The following is a 19,196-nucleotide window of genomic DNA, read 5'->3' as shown; positions in this document are numbered from 1 at the left end:
ATCCGTCATGCCCTCATCTCCCGCCTCCCCGACCCGCCGCGCCCTGCTGCGCACCGCCGCGGCCGCCTCCACCCTCACCACGGCCGCCGCCCTGACCCCGCACCCCGCGCACGCCGCACCCGGCCCGAGCCGTGGCACCGAGCTGATCCTGCTCGGCACCAGCGGCGGCCCCGTCCCCATGCACGGTCGCGCCGGTATCGCGTCCGCGCTGGTCGTCGACGGCCGGGCCTACCTCGTCGACTGCGGCCCCGGCACGTTCGGCCGGTACGCGCAGTCCTGGCTGACGGCCGGGCAGCTCGCGGCGGTCTTCGTCACGCACCTGCACTCCGACCATCTGTCCGACCTGTACGCCCTGTTGTGGCTGCGCTTCGGCGGGTTCCAGCCGCTGGAGGGCGCGGTGGACGTCTACGGGCCGGGTTCCGCGGGGAACCTGCCCGCCGTCTGGCCGAAGGGCCGGCCGGTGGGGACCGTCTGCCCGTCGGAGCCCGCGCCCGGCATCGAGGACCTGATCGCCGGGCACATCGCGGCCACCGCCTACGACATCAACGTACGGATGCGCAGCGAGGGCTGGCCCGACATCCGCACCCTGATCCGGCCGCACGACGTGCGCTTCCCGCTGCCGAGGGGCGCGGGGCCGCGCAAGCTGATGGCGCCCGCGATGGAGCCGTTCGAGGTGATGCGGGACGACCGGGTCCGGGTGACCGCGGTGCTCGTCGACCATCCGCCGGTGTTCCCCTCCTTCGCCTACCGCTTCGACACCGCCGACGGCTCCGTGGTGTTCAGCGGGGACACCGCGCCGTGCGCGAACGTGGCGCGGCTGGCCCGGGGCGCGGACGTGCTGGTGCACGAGGTGATGGACCTGGACACACTGGCCCTGGGCGGGCTGAGACCGGCGCAGCTGCGGCACATGGAGATCAGCCACACGGACGCGACACGGGTGGGGCCGATCGCCGAACGCGCCGGCGTGGACACGCTGGTGCTGAGCCACCTGGTCCCGGGCGCCACGAACGTCGTCTCCGACGCGACCTGGCACACCAAGGCGAGCAAGGGCTACTCGGGCCGCGTGATCGTGGGCACCGACCTCGCCCGGCTGCCCGTGGGGTCCCGGCGGACGTGACGGGCGGGCCGCCGCCGGCGTCAGCCGCGCCGGAACTCGCCGAGACGGCCCCGCAACCGCTGCGCCCGCAGCACCAGTTCCAGCTCGAAGCGGCGGTCGGGGTCGTCTATCTCGTCGCCCCACAGTTCGCGGATCTGGCGCAGCCGGTAGCGGACCGTCTGGGGGTGGACGCCGAGGCGGGCCGCCACCTCGGGGGCGCCGCCCCTCGTCTCCAGCCAGGCCAGCAGGGTCTCGGCGAGGCGGCGGCCGTGGCTGGGGCCGCAGTGGGTCAGCGGCGCGAGGCAGCGCAGGGCCAGGTCGTCGATCAGCTCCTCCGGCTGGAGCAGGACCAGCGCCTCGGTGTGCTCGGTGCAGTACAGCACCTCGCCCGCCGGCAACAGGCCGCGTTCCATCAGCGCCACCGCCGCCTCCGCCCAGCGCAGCGACTTCGCCGCGTCCGGCAGCGGCACCGGTGGGCCGATCGCGCCCGACCAGCCGGTCAGCGCCCGGTGCAGCAGCTCCGAGCGGCCCGCGGCGTCCGGTTCGGGGACGACCATCCGGGGCTGTTCGTACTCCATGTCCAGCAGCACACCCTGGCCCACCGCCGGGGCCACCGCCTCCCGCGCCGGGCGCAGCAGGACGCCCACCGCGACCTTCTGGGGCAGCGGCCAGCCGATCCGTGCGGCCCGTTCGGTCAGGGCCTCGGCCGGGTCGCCCCGGTGGTGTTCGACCAGCAGCAGTTCCATCAGGCGGCGTTGCAGGCGCAGCCGTTCCCCGGCCTGGCGCGCCGCGGCTTCGGCGTAGCCGCGCACCGACTGGTCCACCAGGCCGTCGAGGTACTCGTAGCCCGCGTCGACCAGTTCGTACATCGCCGGTGGCGGGATCTCCACGCGCTGGCCGATGTCGGCGAAGCGGCGCCAGGCCAGCCGTACCCCCATGCGGTAGATCGCCTGGAGGGAGTCCAGGCTGCGGCCGTTGAGGCCCTCGCCCCTGCCGAACTCCTGGAAGACACCGGGCGGGACCCTGGGGCGGCCCTCCGCGGTCTCCAGGTGCTGGACGAAGACCTCGATCGCCCGGCGGATGCCGATCAGGGCCATCGGCTCGCCCGACTCGTCGAGGACGACCGGGAGATGGGGGTACTCGCGGCGGATCTCGTGCATGATCTGCTCGGCCAGCTCCGGTGCCTCCGCCATGGCGATGGCCGCGAAGCGGCGCACCTTCAGGCGGGGGACGTCGTGCCAGGCCGAGCGGGTCGAGGCGGCGTCGGTGCGGGCGGCGGGCGGCACGGGTCAACTCCCCTGGCCGGCATGCTCGTACGTGATCAGCGGGTTGTTCGGCTGGTCGGGGGTGGCCTCCAGCAGGGCGACCACGCCGAGCGCGGCTCCCACCGCCAGGGCGGCGGCGAGCGCTACGGTCAGCGCGGCGGCGAGCAGTCTGGACATCGCGGGGTCAGCCTCTCTGTACGGCCGCATCGGTCAGCGGCTCGTGGCGGCCGCTGTCGGTTCGCCCCACCCGGGCTTCCCGTCCCTGACTGTCCGCCCCAGTGTCGACACGACATTGACACTCCGTCAAGGGGCGCCTACGGTTCCCGGCCCATAGAGCGGCCCGAACTCCGCCACCACACCTCCCTGGAGTGCCCGGATGCGCCGAACCGCCTCACCCCTGTCGCTGATCCTGCTGGGTCTCGGCACGTTTCTGCTGGTCCTGGCACCCATGCTCGCCTGGTACGTCGAGCCACGGGCTGCCGTGAATCCCATCGACATCGACACCACCGCCGTCTACAAGGGCACCGGCAGCGTCTTCGACACCGAGAAGATCGAGACCGTGCCGGACCGGACCATCACCGTCACCCAGCGGGTGCGGGGAAATGTCGCGGAGAGTGAGCAGAGCGGGAACGCCGTCTGGGATGTGATCACGACGGTGGACACCGACAAGTCGCTGCCCGCGGAGGACCCGCACGACGCGCTGGACTACGTACCGCACCGCTGGGTGATGGACCGGAAGACCACCAGGCCGGTGCACTGCTGCGAGGAGAAGCCGTACATCGAGGGCGAGGCCTATCTGAAGTTCCCCTTCGACGTGCAGAAGCGGGACTACCGGTGGTGGGACAACACCCTCGGTGAGACGATCACGATGAGTTACCGGGGTACCAAGAAGGTTCAGGGGTACACCGGTTACCGGTTCACCGGTTCGGTGCCGGCCACCAAGACCGGGACGCGGCTGGTGCCCGGACGGCTCGTCGACCTGGACACCCCCCAGGTGCTGGCCGAGGAGTGGTACGCCAACCACGGCGTCGAGCTGGTGGTCGACCAGGCCACGGGCCGGGTGCTGTATGCCCGGACGGGTCCGCGCCGCACCCTGCGCGCGCCGGGCGGCGAGAAGGACGCGGCGGTCCTGCTCGACAGCAGGAAGATCGCGTTCACCACCGAGACGCAGAAGGAGGCGGTGTCGCAGGCGGAGGACGACAGCGGCCGACTGCGCCTGGTGGGGCGGACGTTGCCGATCGGGGCGGGTGTGGTGGGATTCGTCCTCGCCGCGGCCGGGGGCGTTTTGGTGGTACGAGGGAGGCGTGATCCCGGTTCATCCGGGTTGCCCCAGCCTCCGCTCACGATGTGACTTAACGTCAGTTCTAATAAAGCCCGAAATTGTCACTTCGGTGAGTAGCCGTGGCGAACGGTGAAGCGAAAACTGTCCAACCCACCCGAGCACAACCCGTCCACAGCCGTCACCCAGGAAGCTCCCGGTTCCCCCACAGCACCATCCAGCTCGCCCCAGCCGTATTCATTCGGCGCACTCTTCCCCCACGCTGAGTTCCGCACCCCGAGACATGTTGGAGCACCGATGCCCCAGCACGTGCCGTCCCCGCTGCGCGCCGCGTTCCCCACGGTGCCGCAGCACCCTCCGGCGCTCCCCCCACAGCCGCGCCGAATCGTTTTCCTCGCCCATCGAGACCTCGGCAACCGGTCCGCCGGAGGCTCCGAACTTCTCGTGGACCGCCTCGCCGACGGTCTGACCCGCCTCGGCCACCAGGTCACCCTGCTCTGCGGCGGCCCCGCGGCCCACCGCGACTACCGGGTCGTCTCCGCGGGCGGCACCTACGGCCACTACCTGCGCGCCCGCTCCGCCTTCACCCGCCAGGTCGGCGAGACCGACCTGCTGGTCGAGGTCTGCAACGGAGTGCCCTACCTGGCACCCCTGTGGCACCGCGGCCCCACGCTCTGCCTGGTCAACCACGTCCACACCGACCTGTGGCGGATGCGGTTCGGCGGGCCCCTGGCCCCGGCCGCCCGCATCGGGCGAAAGCTGGAGCACTGGGCACTGACCGGCGCGCAGCAGCGCGGCCTGCTGGTCGCGGTCTCCCCGTCCACGGCCCACGCGCTGCGCGCGATAGGCGTCGAGCGAGAACGGATACGGGTCGTCCACAACGGTGTGGAGGAACCGGGTCCGCGCGCCGACCGCTCCCCCGAGCCGCTGTTCGTGGCCGTGGGGCGGCTCGTCGAGTACAAGCGGATCGATCTGCTCCTGCGGTTGTGGGAGCGGGTGCGGCCGGTCACCGGCGGCCGGCTGGTCATCGTCGGGGACGGCCCCGAGCGGCAGCGGCTGGAACAGCTCGCCGGTCCCGGCGTCGAGTTCACCGGCCATGTCACCGAGGCCGAGAAGCACCGGCTGCTGTGCGCGGCCTGGCTGCTGCTGCACCCCTCCGCCGTGGAGGGGTGGGGCCTGGTGGTGACCGAGGCGGCCGCCCGGGAGACTCCCACCATCGCCTTCGACGTACCCGGACTGCGGGACTCCGTGATCGACGGGGAGACCGGCCTGCTCGCCTCCGGCGAGTCCTCGTTCGCCGCCGCCTGGTGCACCCTGGCGCTGTCCGGACACCGGCGGGAACTGATGGGCAAGGCGGCGCGGGACCATGCCGCCGGGTACCGGTGGGACCGGACCGTCCGGCAGTTCCGGGCGGTCGCCGCGGAGGCGGTGCGGGGTTGGGCATCGTGACACGGCCACAGGCCGGTGCGGGCCGGTCGCGCCCACGCGGCGGTGGCCGCACCTCGGACACAGCCCCGCGCCCCTATGCCAAGGACCCCTCGTTCCGCAGATCGCTGACGCTGTTCCGGGCCTTCCTCCGGGAACAGCAGGACCCCGGGGCCTGCTACTCCCTGCTCGCCCGGGACGCCGTCGACCAGGTCGAGGCCTACGACGGATCCGTCGCCGGGCGGATCGTCGTCGACGTCGGCGGCGGCAGCGGGTACTTCACCGAGGAGTTCCGGCGGCGCGGCGCGCACGCCTACCTCTTCGAGCCGGACCTGAACGAGCTGGGCGAGAAACCGCCCGAGGGAAGCGTCGTCGCCGACGGCTATCTGCTCCCCCTGTACGACCGGGTCGCCGATGTCACCTTCTCCTCCAATGTGCTGGAGCACGTGGCCGACCCCGGCACCTTCCTCAGCGAGCTGATCCGGGTGACCCGGCCCGGCGGGCTGATCTACGTGTCGTTCACCAACTGGCTGTCGCCGTGGGGCGGGCACGAATGGGCCCCCTGGCACTACCTGGGTGCCGAGCGGGCCCGCGCCCGCTACCGGCGCCGTACCGGCAGGCCCGCCAAGCACACCCTCGGCGAGAACCTCTTCGCCGTGCACATCGGGCCCACCCTGCGGCAGGTCCGCGCCCGCGACGACGTCACGGTCGTCTCGGCGCGCTCCCGCTACTGGCCCTTTCTCGCGGAGACCGTCGTCAAGGCGCCCGGCATCCGTGAGATAGCCACCTGGAACCTCCTCCTCATCCTCCGGCGGTGTCACCCATGACGAGCACGGTCCAGGCTCCTCCCCCGGCAGCCGTCCCCACCACCGCGATCATGGCGGGCCCCCCGGAGGGTCCGCGGTCGCGGCGCTGGCTGCTGGGGTTCTGGGCCGTGGTGTTCGTGCTCCTCCTCGCGGTGCAGCCGGGCCGGCAGACCTTCGACACCAAGCTCGGAGTGACCGTCGACCCCGGCCGGTTCCTGTCCGACCTGGGGCAGCTCTGGCAGGACCAGGGCAGCTTCGGCGGCATCTCCAACCAGTACTCCGGCTACCTCTGGCCGATGCTGCCGTTCTACTGGCTGGCCGATCTCGTCCAGCTGCCGGTGTGGCTGGCGGAACGGCTGTGGCTGTCGCTGATCGTGTCCGTCGCCTTCTGGGGCGCCCTGCGCCTGGCCGAGCGGCTGCGGATCGGCAGCGGCGGCTCCCGGCTGCTCGCCGCCGTGACCTACGCGCTGTGGCCGGTGTTCACCATCGTCGTCGGCTCCACCTCGGCGGCCGCGCTGCCCGGCGCCTTCCTGCCGTGGGTGCTGCTGCCGCTGGTCGACGAGCGGCACAGCGCCCGGGTCGCCGCCCTGCGCTCGGCGCTGCTCATCCCGTTCATGGGCGGCGTCAACGCGGCCTCGACCCTCGCCTCGCTGCTCCCGGTCGGCCTGTATCTGCTGACCCGCCCGCCCGGACCGCGGCAGCGCAAGCTGATCGCCTGGTGGGTGCCCGGGGTGATCCTGGCCACCGCCTGGTGGTGGATCCCGCTGCTGCTGCTCGGCGTCTACGGCGAGAACTTCCTCCCCTACGTGGAGAGTTCGCACACCACCACCGAGACCATGGCGGCCACCGAGGCGCTGCGCGGCGCCGGGAACTGGGTGGCCTACCTGCACTTCGGGGACGCCTGGCTGCCGGCCGGCTGGGCGGTCGCCTCCTCGGTGCTGGTGATCGTCTGCTCGGCGCTGGCGGCCGGCCTGGGCCTGGCGGGCCTGGCGAGACGGGACCTGCCCGAGCGGCGCTGGCTGGTGCTGACCGTGCTCACGACGGCGCTGATCCTGCTCGCCGGGTACGGCGGCGCGTTCGGCGCCCCCTTCCACGGGGTGGTGCAGGACTGGCTGGACGGCGGCCTCGTCCCCTTCCGCAACATCTACAAGTTCCAGACCGGCCTCGCCCTCGCGCTCGTCCTCGGCCTGGCCCACCTGGTCGCGGCGGCGGCCGAGGCGCCCGGCACCCGCCCGCTGCCGGGCCGGCGGTTCGCCCCGCTGATCGCGGCCGTCCTCGTGCTTCCGGGCCTGATGTGGCCGTATCTCAACGGCTCGATCCTGCAACCGGGTTCGTTCAAGGAGATCCCCGACTACTGGTCGGCCACGGCCGACTGGATGGAGAAGTACTCCCCGGACGCCCGGGTCCTGGTCGTCCCGGCGACCGCGCACGGCATCTACACCTGGGGCTCCCCCATCGACCAGCCGCTCGACGTGCTCGCCGAATCCCGCTGGGCGCAGCGCGACTACGTGCCCTTCGGCACCCCCGGCAACCGGCGCGCCATGGACGCCGTACAGCAGGCGCTGACCAGCGGAGCGGAAGTCCCGGGCCTGGCCGACTACTTGAGCCGGGCGGGCATCCACTACGTCATCGTCCGCAACGACCTCGACCCCGACCAGGTCGGCAACCTGCCGACGACGATCGTCAAGCGCACCCTCGAACAGTCCGGCTACGAGCGGGTGAAGGGCTACGGGCCCGTCATGACCGGCGGGGTGATCGCCCCCGACACCCCCCTCCAGGTGGAGGGCCTGTACCCGAGGCAGCGGGCGGTGGAGATCTACCAGCCGCCCCAGGACGTGCCCCGGGCCCGGCAGGCGGGCTTGAGTCCGGTCGCGGACACCGCCGTGGTCTCCGGCGGCCCGGAGTCGCTGCTGCCGGTCGCCGGGCAGCTGCGCGGCCGGGCGAGCGTGCTGACCGGGGACCACCACCCCGGGCTCGGCACCCCGCCGGTGCAGGTGATCGGCGACGGACTGCGGCGCGCGGACACCCGGTTCGGCCTGGTCAACGCCAACACGTCGTACACGTACACCCGCGACGAACGCAACGCGCCGGACGCGACGCAGGACGCGGGCGAGAAACCGCACCAGATCCTGCCCGCCGAGGGCCTGGACCATCAGACGGTCGCCGAACTGCGCGGCGCCCGCTCGGTGTCGGCCTCCTCGTACGGCAGCTGGCTGTTCCACCTGCCGCAGTACGACCCGGTGAACGCCTTCGACGGCAACCCGGACACCGCGTGGGCCGACGGGGCCCACGGCTCGCCGGACGGGCAGTGGCTGCGGATCGGGTTCACCGAGGAGTACGAGATGCCGGCCGCCTTCAAGGTGACCCCGCTGCCGCAGGAGGGCGTGCGGTCGGCGCCGACGCGGGTGCGGGTGGAGACCGAGAAGGGCACCAGGACCAGCTATCTGGAGCCCAGCGGCAGGCGGCAGAGCATCAAGGCGCCGGCCGGGGCGACGGACTGGATGAAGCTGACGATCGTCGACTCCGTGGAGCGCAGCACCGGCCTGAGCGGCGCGGGCTTCTCCGAGGTCACCCTGCCGGACGTCCAGGTGACCCGGCTGCTCCGGCTGCCCACCGACGCCGGGAACTCCTCCGCCGGCGCCGAGATCATCTCCCTGTCCCGCCCGGCCGACCCCACGGGCCTGTCCGCGACGGGCACCGAGGCGGGGCTGCACCGGCGCTTCTCCACGGCGACGGCGGGGACGTACGAGATCGACGCGAGCGCGGTGGCGGTGCCGGGTGAGGCGCTGGACCGGCTGCTGTACGAGGTGGCGCCCGAGCAGCGGGACCGGATCGTGGCGACGGCCGACTCCACGGCCCGGCTGGGCGCGGGGCTGTCGGCCCGCAATCTGACCGACGGCGATCTGACCACGGCCTGGATCGCGGGCGACCGGCCCACCATCCATCTGGCCTGGGAGGGCAAGCAGCCGGTGGGCGAGATCGTGCTGCCACCGGCGGGCGGCCTGTCCAGCCGCCCCGCCGAGGTGCACATCAGCTCCCCGGACGGCGCGGTCGTCGCGGGCGTCGACGAGAACGGCAACGTCCGCTTCCCGCCGATCACCACGGACCGGCTCGACATCACCATCACGGAGACGGCCCCGCTGACCCTGTTCAACCCGTTCGCCGACGAGGACGTGCAGCTCCCGGTGGGTCTCACCGAGGCGTACGTCCCGGCGCTCGACCGCTACCGCACCCCGAAGCCGGAAGGCAGCCGGACCTTCTCCCTGCCCTGCGGCGAGGGCCCGGTGCTGGCGGTGGACGGCGAGCTGTACGAGACGAGCGTGCGGGGCACCGTGCGGGACCTGGTGGAACGCCGTCCCGTGGACGTGACCGTGTGCCCGGAGTCGGGCCTCGAACTCGCCTCCGGATCGCACCGGGTCGAGGCCGGTGACGCGGGCCCCCTCACCGTGACCGCGGTGACGCTGACCCGGGGCACGGTCCCGGACTCCCCCGCCGCGGGACGGGAGCTGGGCGTACGGGACTGGCTCGGCGACCGCCGCGAGGTGACCGTCGGCTCCGGCGCGGCGGCCTACCTGACGACGTACCAGAACTTCAACGACGGCTGGCGCGCCGAGCTGGACGGCGAGGAGCTGACGCCGGTCCGCCTCGACGGCTGGCAGCAGGGCTGGCGGATCCCGGCCGGGCAGGGCGGCACCGTGAAGCTGTCGTACGAGCCCGCCGTGACGTACGAGGCCGGGCTGATCGGTGCCGGGGCGGGGCTCGCGGTCCTGGTGGGCCTCGCGCTGTGGCGCCGCCGCGAGCCGAACCCCGACGACCCGCAGCCGCTGCCGCCGCCCCCGGGGCTGTGGCTCGGCACGGTGGCGCTGACGCTGGTCGCGGTCGTGATCGCGGGCTGGTGGGCGCTGCTGGTGCCGGCGCTGGCGCTGCTGGCCCGCCGACGCCATGAACTGCTCGTGCCGATCGCCCTGTCGGCGCTCGCGGTGGCGGGCGTCGTGGCGGCGGTCGGTGCCGGGGAGCCGGTGCGGGAAGGCGCGGGAGCCTTCGGGCACACGGCGCAACTCCTCACCCTGATCGGGCTGTTCGCGGCGCTGGTGAGCGTGGGTGAGCGGGAGGAGGAGACGGCGGAGGCCCGTGCCGCGACGGCGGTGCCGGGCGAGCCCGGTCCGACCGCCGTACTGCCGCCCGCCCCGCCGCCGCCGTACGCCCCCGGACCGGAGGAGGACCCGCCGACCCGGCGCATCCCGTTCCGCAAGACGCAGGGGCCCACCGACAGCACGGGGCGGGGGGAGCCGACATGACGGCGCTGGACCACCGGGCCGACCGGACCCCTGAGCGCGTCCCGTTCCCGGTGGTGGACGAGGTGGCCCGGCACTGTCTCCAGGAGGAGGAGCCGGAGACGGTGCACATCGAGGTGCACCTGCCCGGGCCCCTGGACCCGGCCCGCCTGCGCACGGCGTTCGCCGAGGCGCTGCGGCGCCATCCGCGGATCCTGATGCGGGAGGCTCCGGGACCCTGGTACCGGCGGCGCTACGAGTGGGAGCTGACCGGGGAACCGGACGTGGAGGTGGTCACCTTCCTCCCGCCGGGCCCGGACGCCCTCCGGGACGCCCGCACCCGGGCCCTGACGACGGCCCCGTCCCTGTCCGCGTCACCGCCGATCCGCGTGGAGGTGGTCCAGGGGGCGGGTCCGGCGGAGGGCAGCGAGGCAACGGCCTCGGTCACGGCAGCCGGCCGCGGTCCCTCTGGCTCCGCCCGGCTCCCGGCCGGCGCCGCAGCGCATCCCGCCGTCGGCGGCAGCCCGGACTCACACTCCGCCCACGCGAACAACCCGGCCGCGACCCCGGCCACCGCGGCCGGTCCCGCCGCACATCCCGCCGCGACCGGCCCCGCCGCCCAACCCACCGCCACCGACAGCCCCGCCGCACAGCCGGGCCCCGCGGACAACCCGGCCACGCCCCCCACCGCCGCGGCCGGTCCCGCCACCGGCCCGCCCGCCGCGGCGGCCCCCGCTCCCCGCCTCCCTCACACCGTCCTCTTCCTCACCATCAACCACACCGCCCTGGACGGCCCCGCCTGTCTGCGGGTGCTGGCCACCGCCGCGGAGTTGTACGGCGGGCGGGACAACTCCGCCGCCGCGCCTCCCGTCCGGCCTCCCGAGCCGCCCCATGTCCTCACCGACACGCCCTCCAACTGGGCCCGCCCGGCGCGGGTGGCGCCGGGCAGGCCCGAGCTCTCCCCCGGCAACGGCGTGCTCGTCACCGAGCTGGCGCTGCCCCACCGGCCCAAGGGCTCGCCCTACACGGTCAACGACCAGCTCATGGTCACCACCGCGCTGACCATCGCCCACTGGAACCGCGAGCACGGCGCCCCGCCCCGTCCCCTGCGCATCACCATGCCGGTGGACGACCGGCCCCGGGACATGACCATGCCCATCGGCAACGGCACCCGGCTCGTCGAAGTGCCGTTCAGCCCCGACGAGTTGCGCCCCGCCGACATGCGGGCCCTGCTCAGCCGTACCGCGACGCGGACCCGTGCCCTGAAGTCCCTGTCCCGCCCCCAGCTGGGCCGGGGCGCGGCGCTGCTCACCGCCCCGGTCACCCCCGTGACATGGCGGGCCGCCCTCACCCGGGGCCTGCGCCGGGCCGCCGCCCCGTGGACGTCGACCACCCTGCTCAGCAACATCGGCCGTATCCCGTACCCGCTCGACTTCGGCGAGGACGCCGGCCGCGCCGACGCGGTCTGGTTCTCGGCCCCCGCCAGAATGCCCCGCGGCCTCACCGTCACCACCGCGTCCACGGCGGGCCGGCTGCACCTGGCCCTGCGCTGGTCCCGCGCGCTGCTCGGCCCCGGCGACGGCGCCCATCTGCGGGACCTGTTCGAGCACTACCTGCACACCACGGAGGTGACCGAGTGACCACCACCGCACCCCCCAAGGACCTGCGGGACTTCTACGAGAACCCCGCCGTCCCCGTCTCCTCCGGCACCCCGCGCAGTCTGCGCCAGGCCCGCATGCTCGCCGCGGCCCTCGGCACCACGCCCCCCGCCACCGTCCTGGACATCGGCTGCGGCGACGGCACCGCGGCCGCCGTGGCCGCCCCCCTCCTGCCCGGCCACCGCATCATCGGCGTCGACTGGTCCCAGGACGCCCTGCGCCGGGCCCGTACCCGCCTCGCCTGCGACCCGGTCCGCGGCGAACTCACCGGCGGCGGACTGCCGTTCCGGTCCGAGTCCGCCGACGCGGTCCTGTTCAGCGAGGTGATCGAGCACCTGGTGGACCCGGACGCCGCGCTCGACGAGATCCGCCGCGTCCTGCGCCCCGGCGGCCATCTGATGCTGTCCACCCCGAACCTGGCCGCCTGGTACAACCGCGCCCTGGTCCTCGCCGGCGTCCAGCCCGTCTTCTCCGAGGTCAGCCTGCGCGCGATCCACGGCCGCCCGGGCAAGGAGGTGGTGGGCCATCTGCGCCTGTACACCGCCCGCGCCCTGAAGGAGTTCATCGCCGCCTCCGGCTTCGAGGTCGTCCGCCTGGCGGGCGCCCCCTTCCACGGCGTACCGCGCCCCCTGCGCCCGCTCGACCGGCTGGCCTGCTCCAGACCCCCGCTCGCCTCGATCCTCCTGCTGCACGCCCAGAAGACACCCGCGCGCAAGACCTAGGAAGGGGACGGGGACCATGTGGTGGGGAGTGGCCGCGGCCCTGTTGGCGAACGTCCTGTACAGCACCGGATTCGTCCTGGAGAAGCGGGCCCTGGCCGCCCTCCCCGAGGTGACGGTCCGGCAACCCGCCCGGCTGCTGCGGCTGGTGCTGGGCAGCCCGCTGTGGATCGGCGGCTCCCTCGCGCTCGCCGCCGGATTCGCCGCCCAGCTCGCCGTCTACCGCACGCTGCCGATCGCCGCCGCCCAGGGCCTGTTCGTCTCCGGCCTGGTCCTGCTCGTGCTGCTCTCCGCCCGGCTGCTCGGCGAGGAGACCAGCGGCCGGGAGCGGTACGCCCTCGCCGCGATCCTCGCCGCGCTGCTGATGGTCGTGCTGTCGCTGCGCGAAGGCTCGGAGACGGTCAGCCAGGACGCGCCGTACCCGCTGATCCTGCTGGTGTGCGTGCCCTCGCTGGCCGGCGGGGTGTGGCTGTACAGCTCCGCCGAGCGGCGCGCCCGGCACCGGCACCGGCTGCCGACCACCGGCGTGGAGTACGGCGTGGCGGTGGGCCTGCTGTACGGGGTCAGCTCGCTGGCCATCAAGGGGGTGTCCAGCCGTCTGACGGACGACGGGATCGGCGGCGCGCTCGTCGGTCTGCTGCGGTCGCCGTACCCGTATCTGCTGCTGTTCACCGGCGCGTTCGGCCTGGTGATGTCGCAGGCCGCGCTCCAGCGCTGCCGGGCCTCGCTGATCGTGCCGGTGTGCACGACCGTGACCTGCCTGTACACGGCGGTGCTCGGCACGCTCTCGTTCGGCGAGGCGCTGCCCGAGGACCCGCTGCGGCTCGCGCTGCGCCTCGCGGGCATCGCGCTGGCCATCGCCGTACTGCTGTCCATGCCCCGGCACGACCGGCCGGCGCGCACCGAACCCCCCATGGGCGCCAAGGAGTTGACCCCACCATGAAACCGGACGACCCGTTGCTGCAGATCCTGGCCTGTCCGCTCGACAAGGGCCCACTGCATCTGCTCCCGCCGGACGGTCCCGCCGATCCGGGCGAGGCGCTGTACAACCCGAGACTGCGCCGCCGCTACCCGGTGATCGACGGCATCCCGCAACTGCTGCCGTCCTCCGGGGAGCAGGTCGGCGACGACGAGCACGAGGCGCTCCTCAAACGGATGCGGCCATGACCACGACCCTGGCGGCCCGTGTGGCCCCCTTCCTTCCGGTCCGGTTGGTCGCCGCGACCGCTCGTGCGGTGTACCCCCGCTTCGAACCCGAGCTGGCCCGGCTCGCCGAGATGTGCCCGCCGTCCTGCGGTACGGCGGTGGACGTCGGCGGCTGGTACGGCCCCTGGACGCGGCGGCTGTCGCGGCGGGCCCGCCAGGTGGTGACCGTCGAGCCGGTCCCCCGGCTGGCCCGGCTCCTCGCCGCCGGCGCCCCGCCGAACGTCCGGGTGGTCCAGGCCGCCGCCTCCGACCGCCCCGGCACCGCCCGGCTCTGGCTGCCGTCCGGCGACGCGGGCGACCGCGGGGTCTCCTCCCTGGTCCGCCGGGACATCCACGGCCGCGCCCTGGACGTCCGCTGCGTCACCCTCGACGAACTCGGGCTGCGGGACGTCGGGTTCATCAAGATCGACGTGGACGGCAACGAACTGGCGGTGCTGCGCGGCGCGACCGGCATCCTGGCCCGCGACCGCCCGGCCCTGTTCGTGGAACTGGAGTGCCGGATCCAGCCGATCGCCCCGGTGGTCACCTACCTGTCCCTGCTGCGCTACGCCGGCTGGGTGCTGCCCGGCGACAGCTGGGTCCCGCTGGCCGGCTTCCCGCTCCAGGCCCACCAGGAGCAGGCCGAGCACGTCGTCACCCGGGGTCTGCTGCGCCGGGTGCTGCCCGGGGGCGGTCCGCGGTACGTCAACTCGGTGCTGTTCCTGCCGGACGGCCGCCGCCCAGGCGGCTCCGTGCGCGACCATGGATCGCATGCCGTCCACTAGTACGGGGCCCGGCCCCTTCGGCCCGCTTCAGTTCCAGCTCGTCCTGCTGCGCCGGATGGCCGACCACAACCCGGACCTGGTGGAGGAGGCCCGGCAGGAACTGGGCGTCTCGATCAGCGAGATGCGGGAGGCGAACAAGAAGTGGCAGGCGATGATCCGCTCGCCCCGCTCCCGCGCCGCCGCCTCCCGGTACCGCTCGGTCCTCGGCCCGCCGGAGACGGTGGTGACGCGCACCGTGGGCGACCTGGAGTGCGAGGCCCGGCTGTGGCCGGTCCCGCTCTGGCCCACCCTGCGCTTCGAGGTGCTGCTGGCCCCGACCGGCGCCGTGTGGAACGAATGGCTGGTCCGGGCCCCGGGCGCCGAGCCGCCTCCGCTGCGCACCCTGGACGACCTGACCCCCTGGTCGTGCACGGTCGACGAGGCGGCCCGGGCCTTCGCCCCGGCCCGCCCGCTGGAGGGCTCGGCACCCACCCGCTGGGGCCTGGCCTTCACCGCCCCGGACACCGGCGGCGCCCGGCACGCGTGCGTGGCCGAGTTCACATGGGGGCTGCTGCAGCGGCTGGCGGTGGATCCGGCGGTCGTTCCCAGTACGGAGTCGGACCCAACCGATCGGATCTGACGCCCCTTCTCCCACAATGCGGCGCCGGAACCGGTCATCGGTGATCATCCGGGGGGCCGTGATCCCCCGGTGCCTAGGGTCGCGGTCATGGAGCTTCCCGAGCGGACCGTCCCCGTCGAGCGGCTGCGACTGGGCGACCACGCCTGCCTGGAGACGGAGGACGGCGAGTCGGCGTGGGCGGTGTTCACCGCCTACACCCGCACCAGCCTCGCCCGCCGCGAGAAGGTCCTGCTGGTGCTGGACCCCGGCGACCTCCAGGACGACGAGGTGGTCGCCCTGCTCGACCAGGACGGCACCGGGGCCGCCGAGGCCGCCCGGTCCCGCGGCCAGCTGTCCCTGAAGCGCGCCCCGCAGATGTACCTCCCGGACGGCGGCTTCCACCAGGAGCGCACGATCGAGGCGTACCGGACCGAGGTCGAACACGCCCACGCGGAGGGGTGGGCCGGGCTGCGGGTGGCGGCGGACATGGGCTGGGCCGCGCAGGCGGGCGTCGACAGCGGCAGCCTGCTGGACTACGAGGCGTCGGTGGCCCCCCTCTTCGCGGACCCGCTGTTCACGGCGATCTGCTGGTACGACCGCCGCCGCTTCGGCGAGACCCTGCTGGACGGCATGGCCCGCACCCACCCCCTGCGCGTGACGGAGAGCCCCGGCACCCGCACGGACTACGTGGAGATCCTGCGGGAGGCGGTGTCCCGCAAGCCCCCTACCGGACCTGCCCGCATCGCCCTCGACCTGCGCGACCTGTGCTTCATGGAGGCGCACTGCGCCTGGCAGCTGATCGGCCTCGCCGGGTCCCTGCCGCCCGGCAGCGAGGTCACCGTCCGCTGCGGAGAGCTGCTCGCGCTGCTGCTGCGGCAGCTCGGAGCGGACCGGGCTCCGCAGCTGGTACTGGAGGAGGCGGCCCGGTGAGGCTCAGACCGCCGTCTCCACCACGTCCGCGACGACACAGCTGACGTTGTCCGGGCCGCCCGCCTCGTGCGCCGCGGCGATCAGCGACCGGACCGCGGTGTCCGGGTCGGGGGCCGTGGTCAGGACGTCGCGGATCCGGGCGTCGGGGACCACCGTGGACAGACCGTCCGAGCAGAGCAGGTAGCGGTCGCCGGCCGCGGCGTCCTGGAGGCGGAGGTCCGCGGGCTCCGTCGCCGTCGCGGACAGGGCCTTCAGCAGCAGGGCGCGCTGCGGATGGGCCGCCGCCTCCTCCGGGGTCAGCCGGCCCTCGTCGATCAGGGACTGGACCACCGTGTGGTCGTGGGTGATGCGGAACAGGCCCCCGCCGCGCAGCAGATAGGCGCGCGAGTCGCCGATGTGCACCAGGGCCAGCCGGGAGCCCGTCCACAGCAGCGCCGTCAGCGTCGTGCCGGCGTCCTCCGTCATCCCGTGCGCGGCGTCCCGGAGCGCCTCCTCCAGGAGGTTCAGCACGTTCCCGGCGGGCAGGTCCGCCGCCTCCAGTCGGCGCAGCGCGGCCACCGCCGCGTCGCTCGCCGGGCCGCCCTCGGGGCCGTAGCCGTCGGCCACCGCGAGCAGCCGGGTGCCCGCGTACGCCGTGTCCTGGTTGGCCGGGCGGACCAGGCCGCGGTCCGAGTGGGCCGAGTGACGCAGTTCCAGCATGGTGGTGTCCTTCCTCGACGTCGTCGTCAGCTGGTCGATCAGGAACGCGGCCAGGTCCCGTCGTACGGCCGTCTCCGCCTCCACGCCCGCCCAGTACGCCCGGATCTCCGCCGCCGCCTCCCGCGGGTCCAGCGCGCAGACCTCCCGGATGCGGGCCAGCGGCATGCCGATGCGGCGCAGCCAGGCCACCAGGCGGGCCCGTTCGAGCTGGGCGGGGGCGTAGCGGCGGTAGCCCGTCTCCGGGTCCACGCGCGCGGGGCGCAGCAGGCCGAGCCCGTCGTACAGGCGCAGCGCCTTGGGCGACAGCCGGCAGGCCCGCGCGAAGGCCCCGATCGTCAGCATCTCCTCCATGGGTCGATGCTGGGGCTTCACCGAGGGGGAAGGTCAATCCGGTTGTCCCGGTCGCGGGCGCTGTGGTTAGCCTGCGGGCGTCCTGCCGTACGAGTCTGGAGCCCGCCGTGTCCCGAATAGCCCTGGTCACCTACGACCCCCGGCCCGAGCCGAGCCACGACCGTGACCTGCCGGTGCTGCGCGAGGCGCTGGCCGCCGCCGGGGCCGCGGCGGACATCGCGTACTGGGACGACGAGGGCGTCGACTGGGGGGCGTACGACCTCGTGCTGATCCGGTCGACCTGGGACTACAGCTGGCGCACCGCCGAGTTCCTGGCGTGGGTCGAGCGGTGCGGCAAGGTGACGCGGCTGGCGAACCCGCCGGCCGTCGTGCGGTGGAACGTCGACAAGCGGTACCTCGGGGACCTCGCCGAGGCGGGCGTGCCCGTGGTGCCCACGCGGTATCTCGCGCCGGGCGCCGCGCCGGACCTCCCCGACGACCACGAGTACGTGGTCAAGCCCACCTCCGGGGCCGGCGCCCGCTATGCCGCCCGCTACACGCCCGACCAGCACGCCACGGCCGTACGGCATCTCGCGCGGATGCACGAGGAGGGGTTCACCGCGATGGTGCAGCCCTATGTGCGCAGCATCGACAGCCGGGGTGAGCGGGCGCTGCAGTTCTTCGGCGGGCGGTTGCTGCACGCCAGCCGCAAGCAGGCCGTGCTGGCGCCGGGGACGGCCTTCGACGCGAAGAAGGTGGCGCACCCGGGGCTGGAGCCGTGGACGCCGGGCGCGGCCGAACTCGCCGTCGCCGAGCGCGCCCTGGCCGCCGTACCGGACGCGCGGGGGCTGCTGTACGCGCGCGTGGACCTCGTCGACGGGGAGGACGGGCAGCCGCGGGTGATGGAGCTGGAACTGGTCGAGCCGAACCTGTTCCTGTTCCTGCATCCCGGGTCGACCGAGCGGGTGGTGGCGGCGGTGCTGGCGGCGGCCCGGGCCGGTCACCCGTAGCGGCGGGAAATCCGCGAACCCGCCGTGCCGTGCGGACCTTCTGCCTACGCTGCGGGGAAGAGCACGCGTGCGTGACCACAGCAGAGGGCGTGACCGGCTCGTGGGCGGATCCCTTTCGCGGCGCACCTCCGGCTTCCCCGCGGAGCTGACCAGCTTCGTGGGGCGACGGGACGAGTCGGCGGACGTCAGACGGCTGCTGGCCGAGGGCCGGCTGGTGACGCTGACCGGGCCCGGCGGGGTCGGCAAGACCCGGCTGGCCTCGCACGTGGCGGAGCGGACCGCGCGCGCCTTCCCCGACGGGGTGTGGCTGGTGCCCCTGGCCGCGCTGACCGACGAGGCGTTCGTGCCGCATGCCGTGGCCGACGCGCTGGGGGTGCGCAACGAATCCGGGCGGCCGCCGCTGGACGTCCTGGCGGAACATCTGCGGGGCCGCGGTCTGCTGCTGGTCCTGGACAACTGCGAGCATCTGCCGCGCGGTTGCGCCCGCGTCGCGCGGACCCTGCTGGCCGCCACCGAGGGTGTGCGCATCCTGGCCACCAGCCGGCACCGGCTCGGGCTCGCCGGTGAGCGGCTCTACGAGGTGCCGCCGCTGCCCACACCCGAGCCGGCGCAGCTCGGTGCCTCGGCCGCCGAGCACTTCCCCGCGCTGCGGCTGTTCGCGGACCGGGCGGCGGCCGTGCTGCCCGGGTTCACGGTCGACGAGGGCAACCAGCAGGCGGTGGCCCGGCTGTGCCGTCGGCTCGACGGGCTGCCGCTCGCCATCGAGCTGGCGGCGGTCCGGGTGCGCGCGCTGGGCGTGGACCAGCTCGTCCAACGGCTCGACGACCGCTACCAGTTGCTCACCGGCGGCGACCCCGCCGCGGCGCCCCGGCATCGCACCCTGCGCTCGGCCGTCGACTGGAGCCATGAACTGTGCACCCCGCAGGAGCAGTTGGTGTGGGCACGGCTGTCGGTGTTCGTCGGCGGCTTCGACCTGCCCGCGGCGGAGGCCGTGTGCACGGGCGAGGGACCGGGCGAGGGACTGGGCGAGGGCGCGGGACCAGGCGCGGGCACGGGACCGGGCGCGGGCACGGGACCGGGCGCGGGCACGGGACCGGGCGCGGGCACGGGACCGGGCGCGGGCACGGGACCGGGCGC

At 74.1% G+C, this 19,196-nt stretch carries 17 protein-coding genes; 14 read left to right on the top strand and 3 right to left on the bottom strand.

Translation table 11 applies throughout. The annotated features are described in order from the left end of the window. The first annotated feature begins 7 nt into the window (after window positions 1-7). Window positions 8-1,117 carry an MBL fold metallo-hydrolase gene (locus tag ACWD1Z_RS19185; protein ID WP_451120066.1) on the top strand — a complete coding sequence of 370 codons (1,110 nt, stop codon included), beginning with the start codon at window positions 8-10 and terminating at the stop codon, window positions 1,115-1,117. Window positions 1,118-1,137: 20 nt separating this feature from the next. Here ACWD1Z_RS19185 and ACWD1Z_RS19180 read toward each other — a convergent pair whose 3' ends face one another. Next, window positions 1,138-2,382 carry a PucR family transcriptional regulator gene (locus ACWD1Z_RS19180; protein ID WP_451120064.1) on the bottom strand — a complete coding sequence of 415 codons (1,245 nt, stop codon included), beginning with the start codon at window positions 2,380-2,382 and terminating at the stop codon, window positions 1,138-1,140. A 3-nt stretch (window positions 2,383-2,385) separates the two neighbouring features. After that, window positions 2,386-2,538 carry a hypothetical protein gene (locus ACWD1Z_RS19175; protein WP_451120063.1) on the bottom strand — a complete coding sequence of 51 codons (153 nt, stop codon included), beginning with the start codon at window positions 2,536-2,538 and terminating at the stop codon, window positions 2,386-2,388. Window positions 2,539-2,737: 199 nt separating this feature from the next. On the opposite strand from ACWD1Z_RS19175, the gene ACWD1Z_RS19170 reads away from it, so the two are divergent. The 11 genes from ACWD1Z_RS19170 to ACWD1Z_RS19120 all read left to right on the top strand — a co-directional run bounded on the left by ACWD1Z_RS19170 (window position 2,738) and on the right by ACWD1Z_RS19120 (window position 16,020). After that, a complete protein-coding gene (locus tag ACWD1Z_RS19170) occupies window positions 2,738-3,712 on the top strand; it encodes a DUF3068 domain-containing protein (protein ID WP_451120062.1) in 975 nt (324 codons plus the stop codon). Between the two features lie 225 nt (window positions 3,713-3,937). After that, the gene (locus ACWD1Z_RS19165) at window positions 3,938-5,089 is read left to right on the top strand and encodes a glycosyltransferase family 4 protein (RefSeq protein ID WP_451120061.1); all 1,152 of its coding nucleotides are present in this window, start codon (window positions 3,938-3,940) and stop codon (window positions 5,087-5,089) included. After that, complete coding sequence (locus ACWD1Z_RS19160) at window positions 5,086-5,892, top strand: class I SAM-dependent methyltransferase (protein ID WP_451120059.1); 807 nt, start codon at window positions 5,086-5,088, stop codon at window positions 5,890-5,892. Before ACWD1Z_RS19165 ends, ACWD1Z_RS19160 begins: the two co-directional genes overlap by 4 nt. Continuing rightward, window positions 5,889-10,169 (top strand): alpha-(1->3)-arabinofuranosyltransferase domain-containing protein, encoded by a 4,281-nt coding sequence (locus ACWD1Z_RS19155; RefSeq protein WP_451120057.1) that lies wholly within the window; start codon window positions 5,889-5,891, stop codon window positions 10,167-10,169. The genes ACWD1Z_RS19160 and ACWD1Z_RS19155 overlap by 4 nt, the downstream gene beginning before the upstream one ends. Then, window positions 10,166-11,785 carry a condensation protein gene (locus tag ACWD1Z_RS19150; RefSeq protein WP_451120055.1) on the top strand — a complete coding sequence of 540 codons (1,620 nt, stop codon included), beginning with the start codon at window positions 10,166-10,168 and terminating at the stop codon, window positions 11,783-11,785. The genes ACWD1Z_RS19155 and ACWD1Z_RS19150 overlap by 4 nt, the downstream gene beginning before the upstream one ends. Continuing rightward, a complete protein-coding gene (locus tag ACWD1Z_RS19145; RefSeq protein WP_451120053.1) occupies window positions 11,782-12,525 on the top strand; it encodes a class I SAM-dependent methyltransferase in 744 nt (247 codons plus the stop codon). The genes ACWD1Z_RS19150 and ACWD1Z_RS19145 overlap by 4 nt, the downstream gene beginning before the upstream one ends. 28 nt (window positions 12,526-12,553) lie before the next feature. Next, a complete protein-coding gene (locus tag ACWD1Z_RS19140; RefSeq protein ID WP_451120371.1) occupies window positions 12,554-13,465 on the top strand; it encodes a hypothetical protein in 912 nt (303 codons plus the stop codon). Then, on the top strand, window positions 13,462-13,689 hold the full coding sequence (locus tag ACWD1Z_RS19135) for a Trm112 family protein (RefSeq protein WP_389416194.1): 228 nt from the start codon (window positions 13,462-13,464) through the stop codon (window positions 13,687-13,689). Before ACWD1Z_RS19140 ends, ACWD1Z_RS19135 begins: the two co-directional genes overlap by 4 nt. After that, window positions 13,686-14,492: an FkbM family methyltransferase gene (locus ACWD1Z_RS19130; protein ID WP_451120051.1), complete on the top strand. Its 807-nt coding sequence runs from the start codon at window positions 13,686-13,688 to the stop codon at window positions 14,490-14,492. Before ACWD1Z_RS19135 ends, ACWD1Z_RS19130 begins: the two co-directional genes overlap by 4 nt. Beyond that, window positions 14,470-15,111, top strand: coding sequence for a hypothetical protein (locus tag ACWD1Z_RS19125; protein ID WP_451120049.1), 642 nt, complete (start codon window positions 14,470-14,472; stop codon window positions 15,109-15,111). The genes ACWD1Z_RS19130 and ACWD1Z_RS19125 overlap by 23 nt, the downstream gene beginning before the upstream one ends. A gap of 87 nt (window positions 15,112-15,198) precedes the next feature. Then, window positions 15,199-16,020, top strand: a complete 822-nt coding sequence (locus ACWD1Z_RS19120) for an MEDS domain-containing protein (RefSeq protein ID WP_451120047.1) — start codon at window positions 15,199-15,201, stop codon at window positions 16,018-16,020. Window positions 16,021-16,023: 3 nt separating this feature from the next. Here ACWD1Z_RS19120 and ACWD1Z_RS19115 read toward each other — a convergent pair whose 3' ends face one another. Continuing rightward, window positions 16,024-17,070: a MerR family transcriptional regulator gene (locus ACWD1Z_RS19115; RefSeq protein ID WP_451120045.1), complete on the bottom strand. Its 1,047-nt coding sequence runs from the start codon at window positions 17,068-17,070 to the stop codon at window positions 16,024-16,026. 107 nt (window positions 17,071-17,177) lie between these two features. Here ACWD1Z_RS19115 and ACWD1Z_RS19110 point away from each other — a divergent pair, with 107 nt between their 5' ends. Next, window positions 17,178-18,059, top strand: a complete 882-nt coding sequence (locus ACWD1Z_RS19110) for an ATP-grasp domain-containing protein (RefSeq protein ID WP_451120044.1) — start codon at window positions 17,178-17,180, stop codon at window positions 18,057-18,059. Window positions 18,060-18,159: 100 nt separating this feature from the next. Further along, a partial coding sequence (locus ACWD1Z_RS19105; RefSeq protein WP_451120042.1) for an ATP-binding protein occupies window positions 18,160-19,196 on the top strand: 1,037 nt, incomplete at its 3' end.

The sequence above is a fragment of the Streptomyces sp. NPDC002784 genome, assembly GCF_053592135.1.
This window is presented reverse-complemented; position numbering and strand designations above follow the sequence as displayed.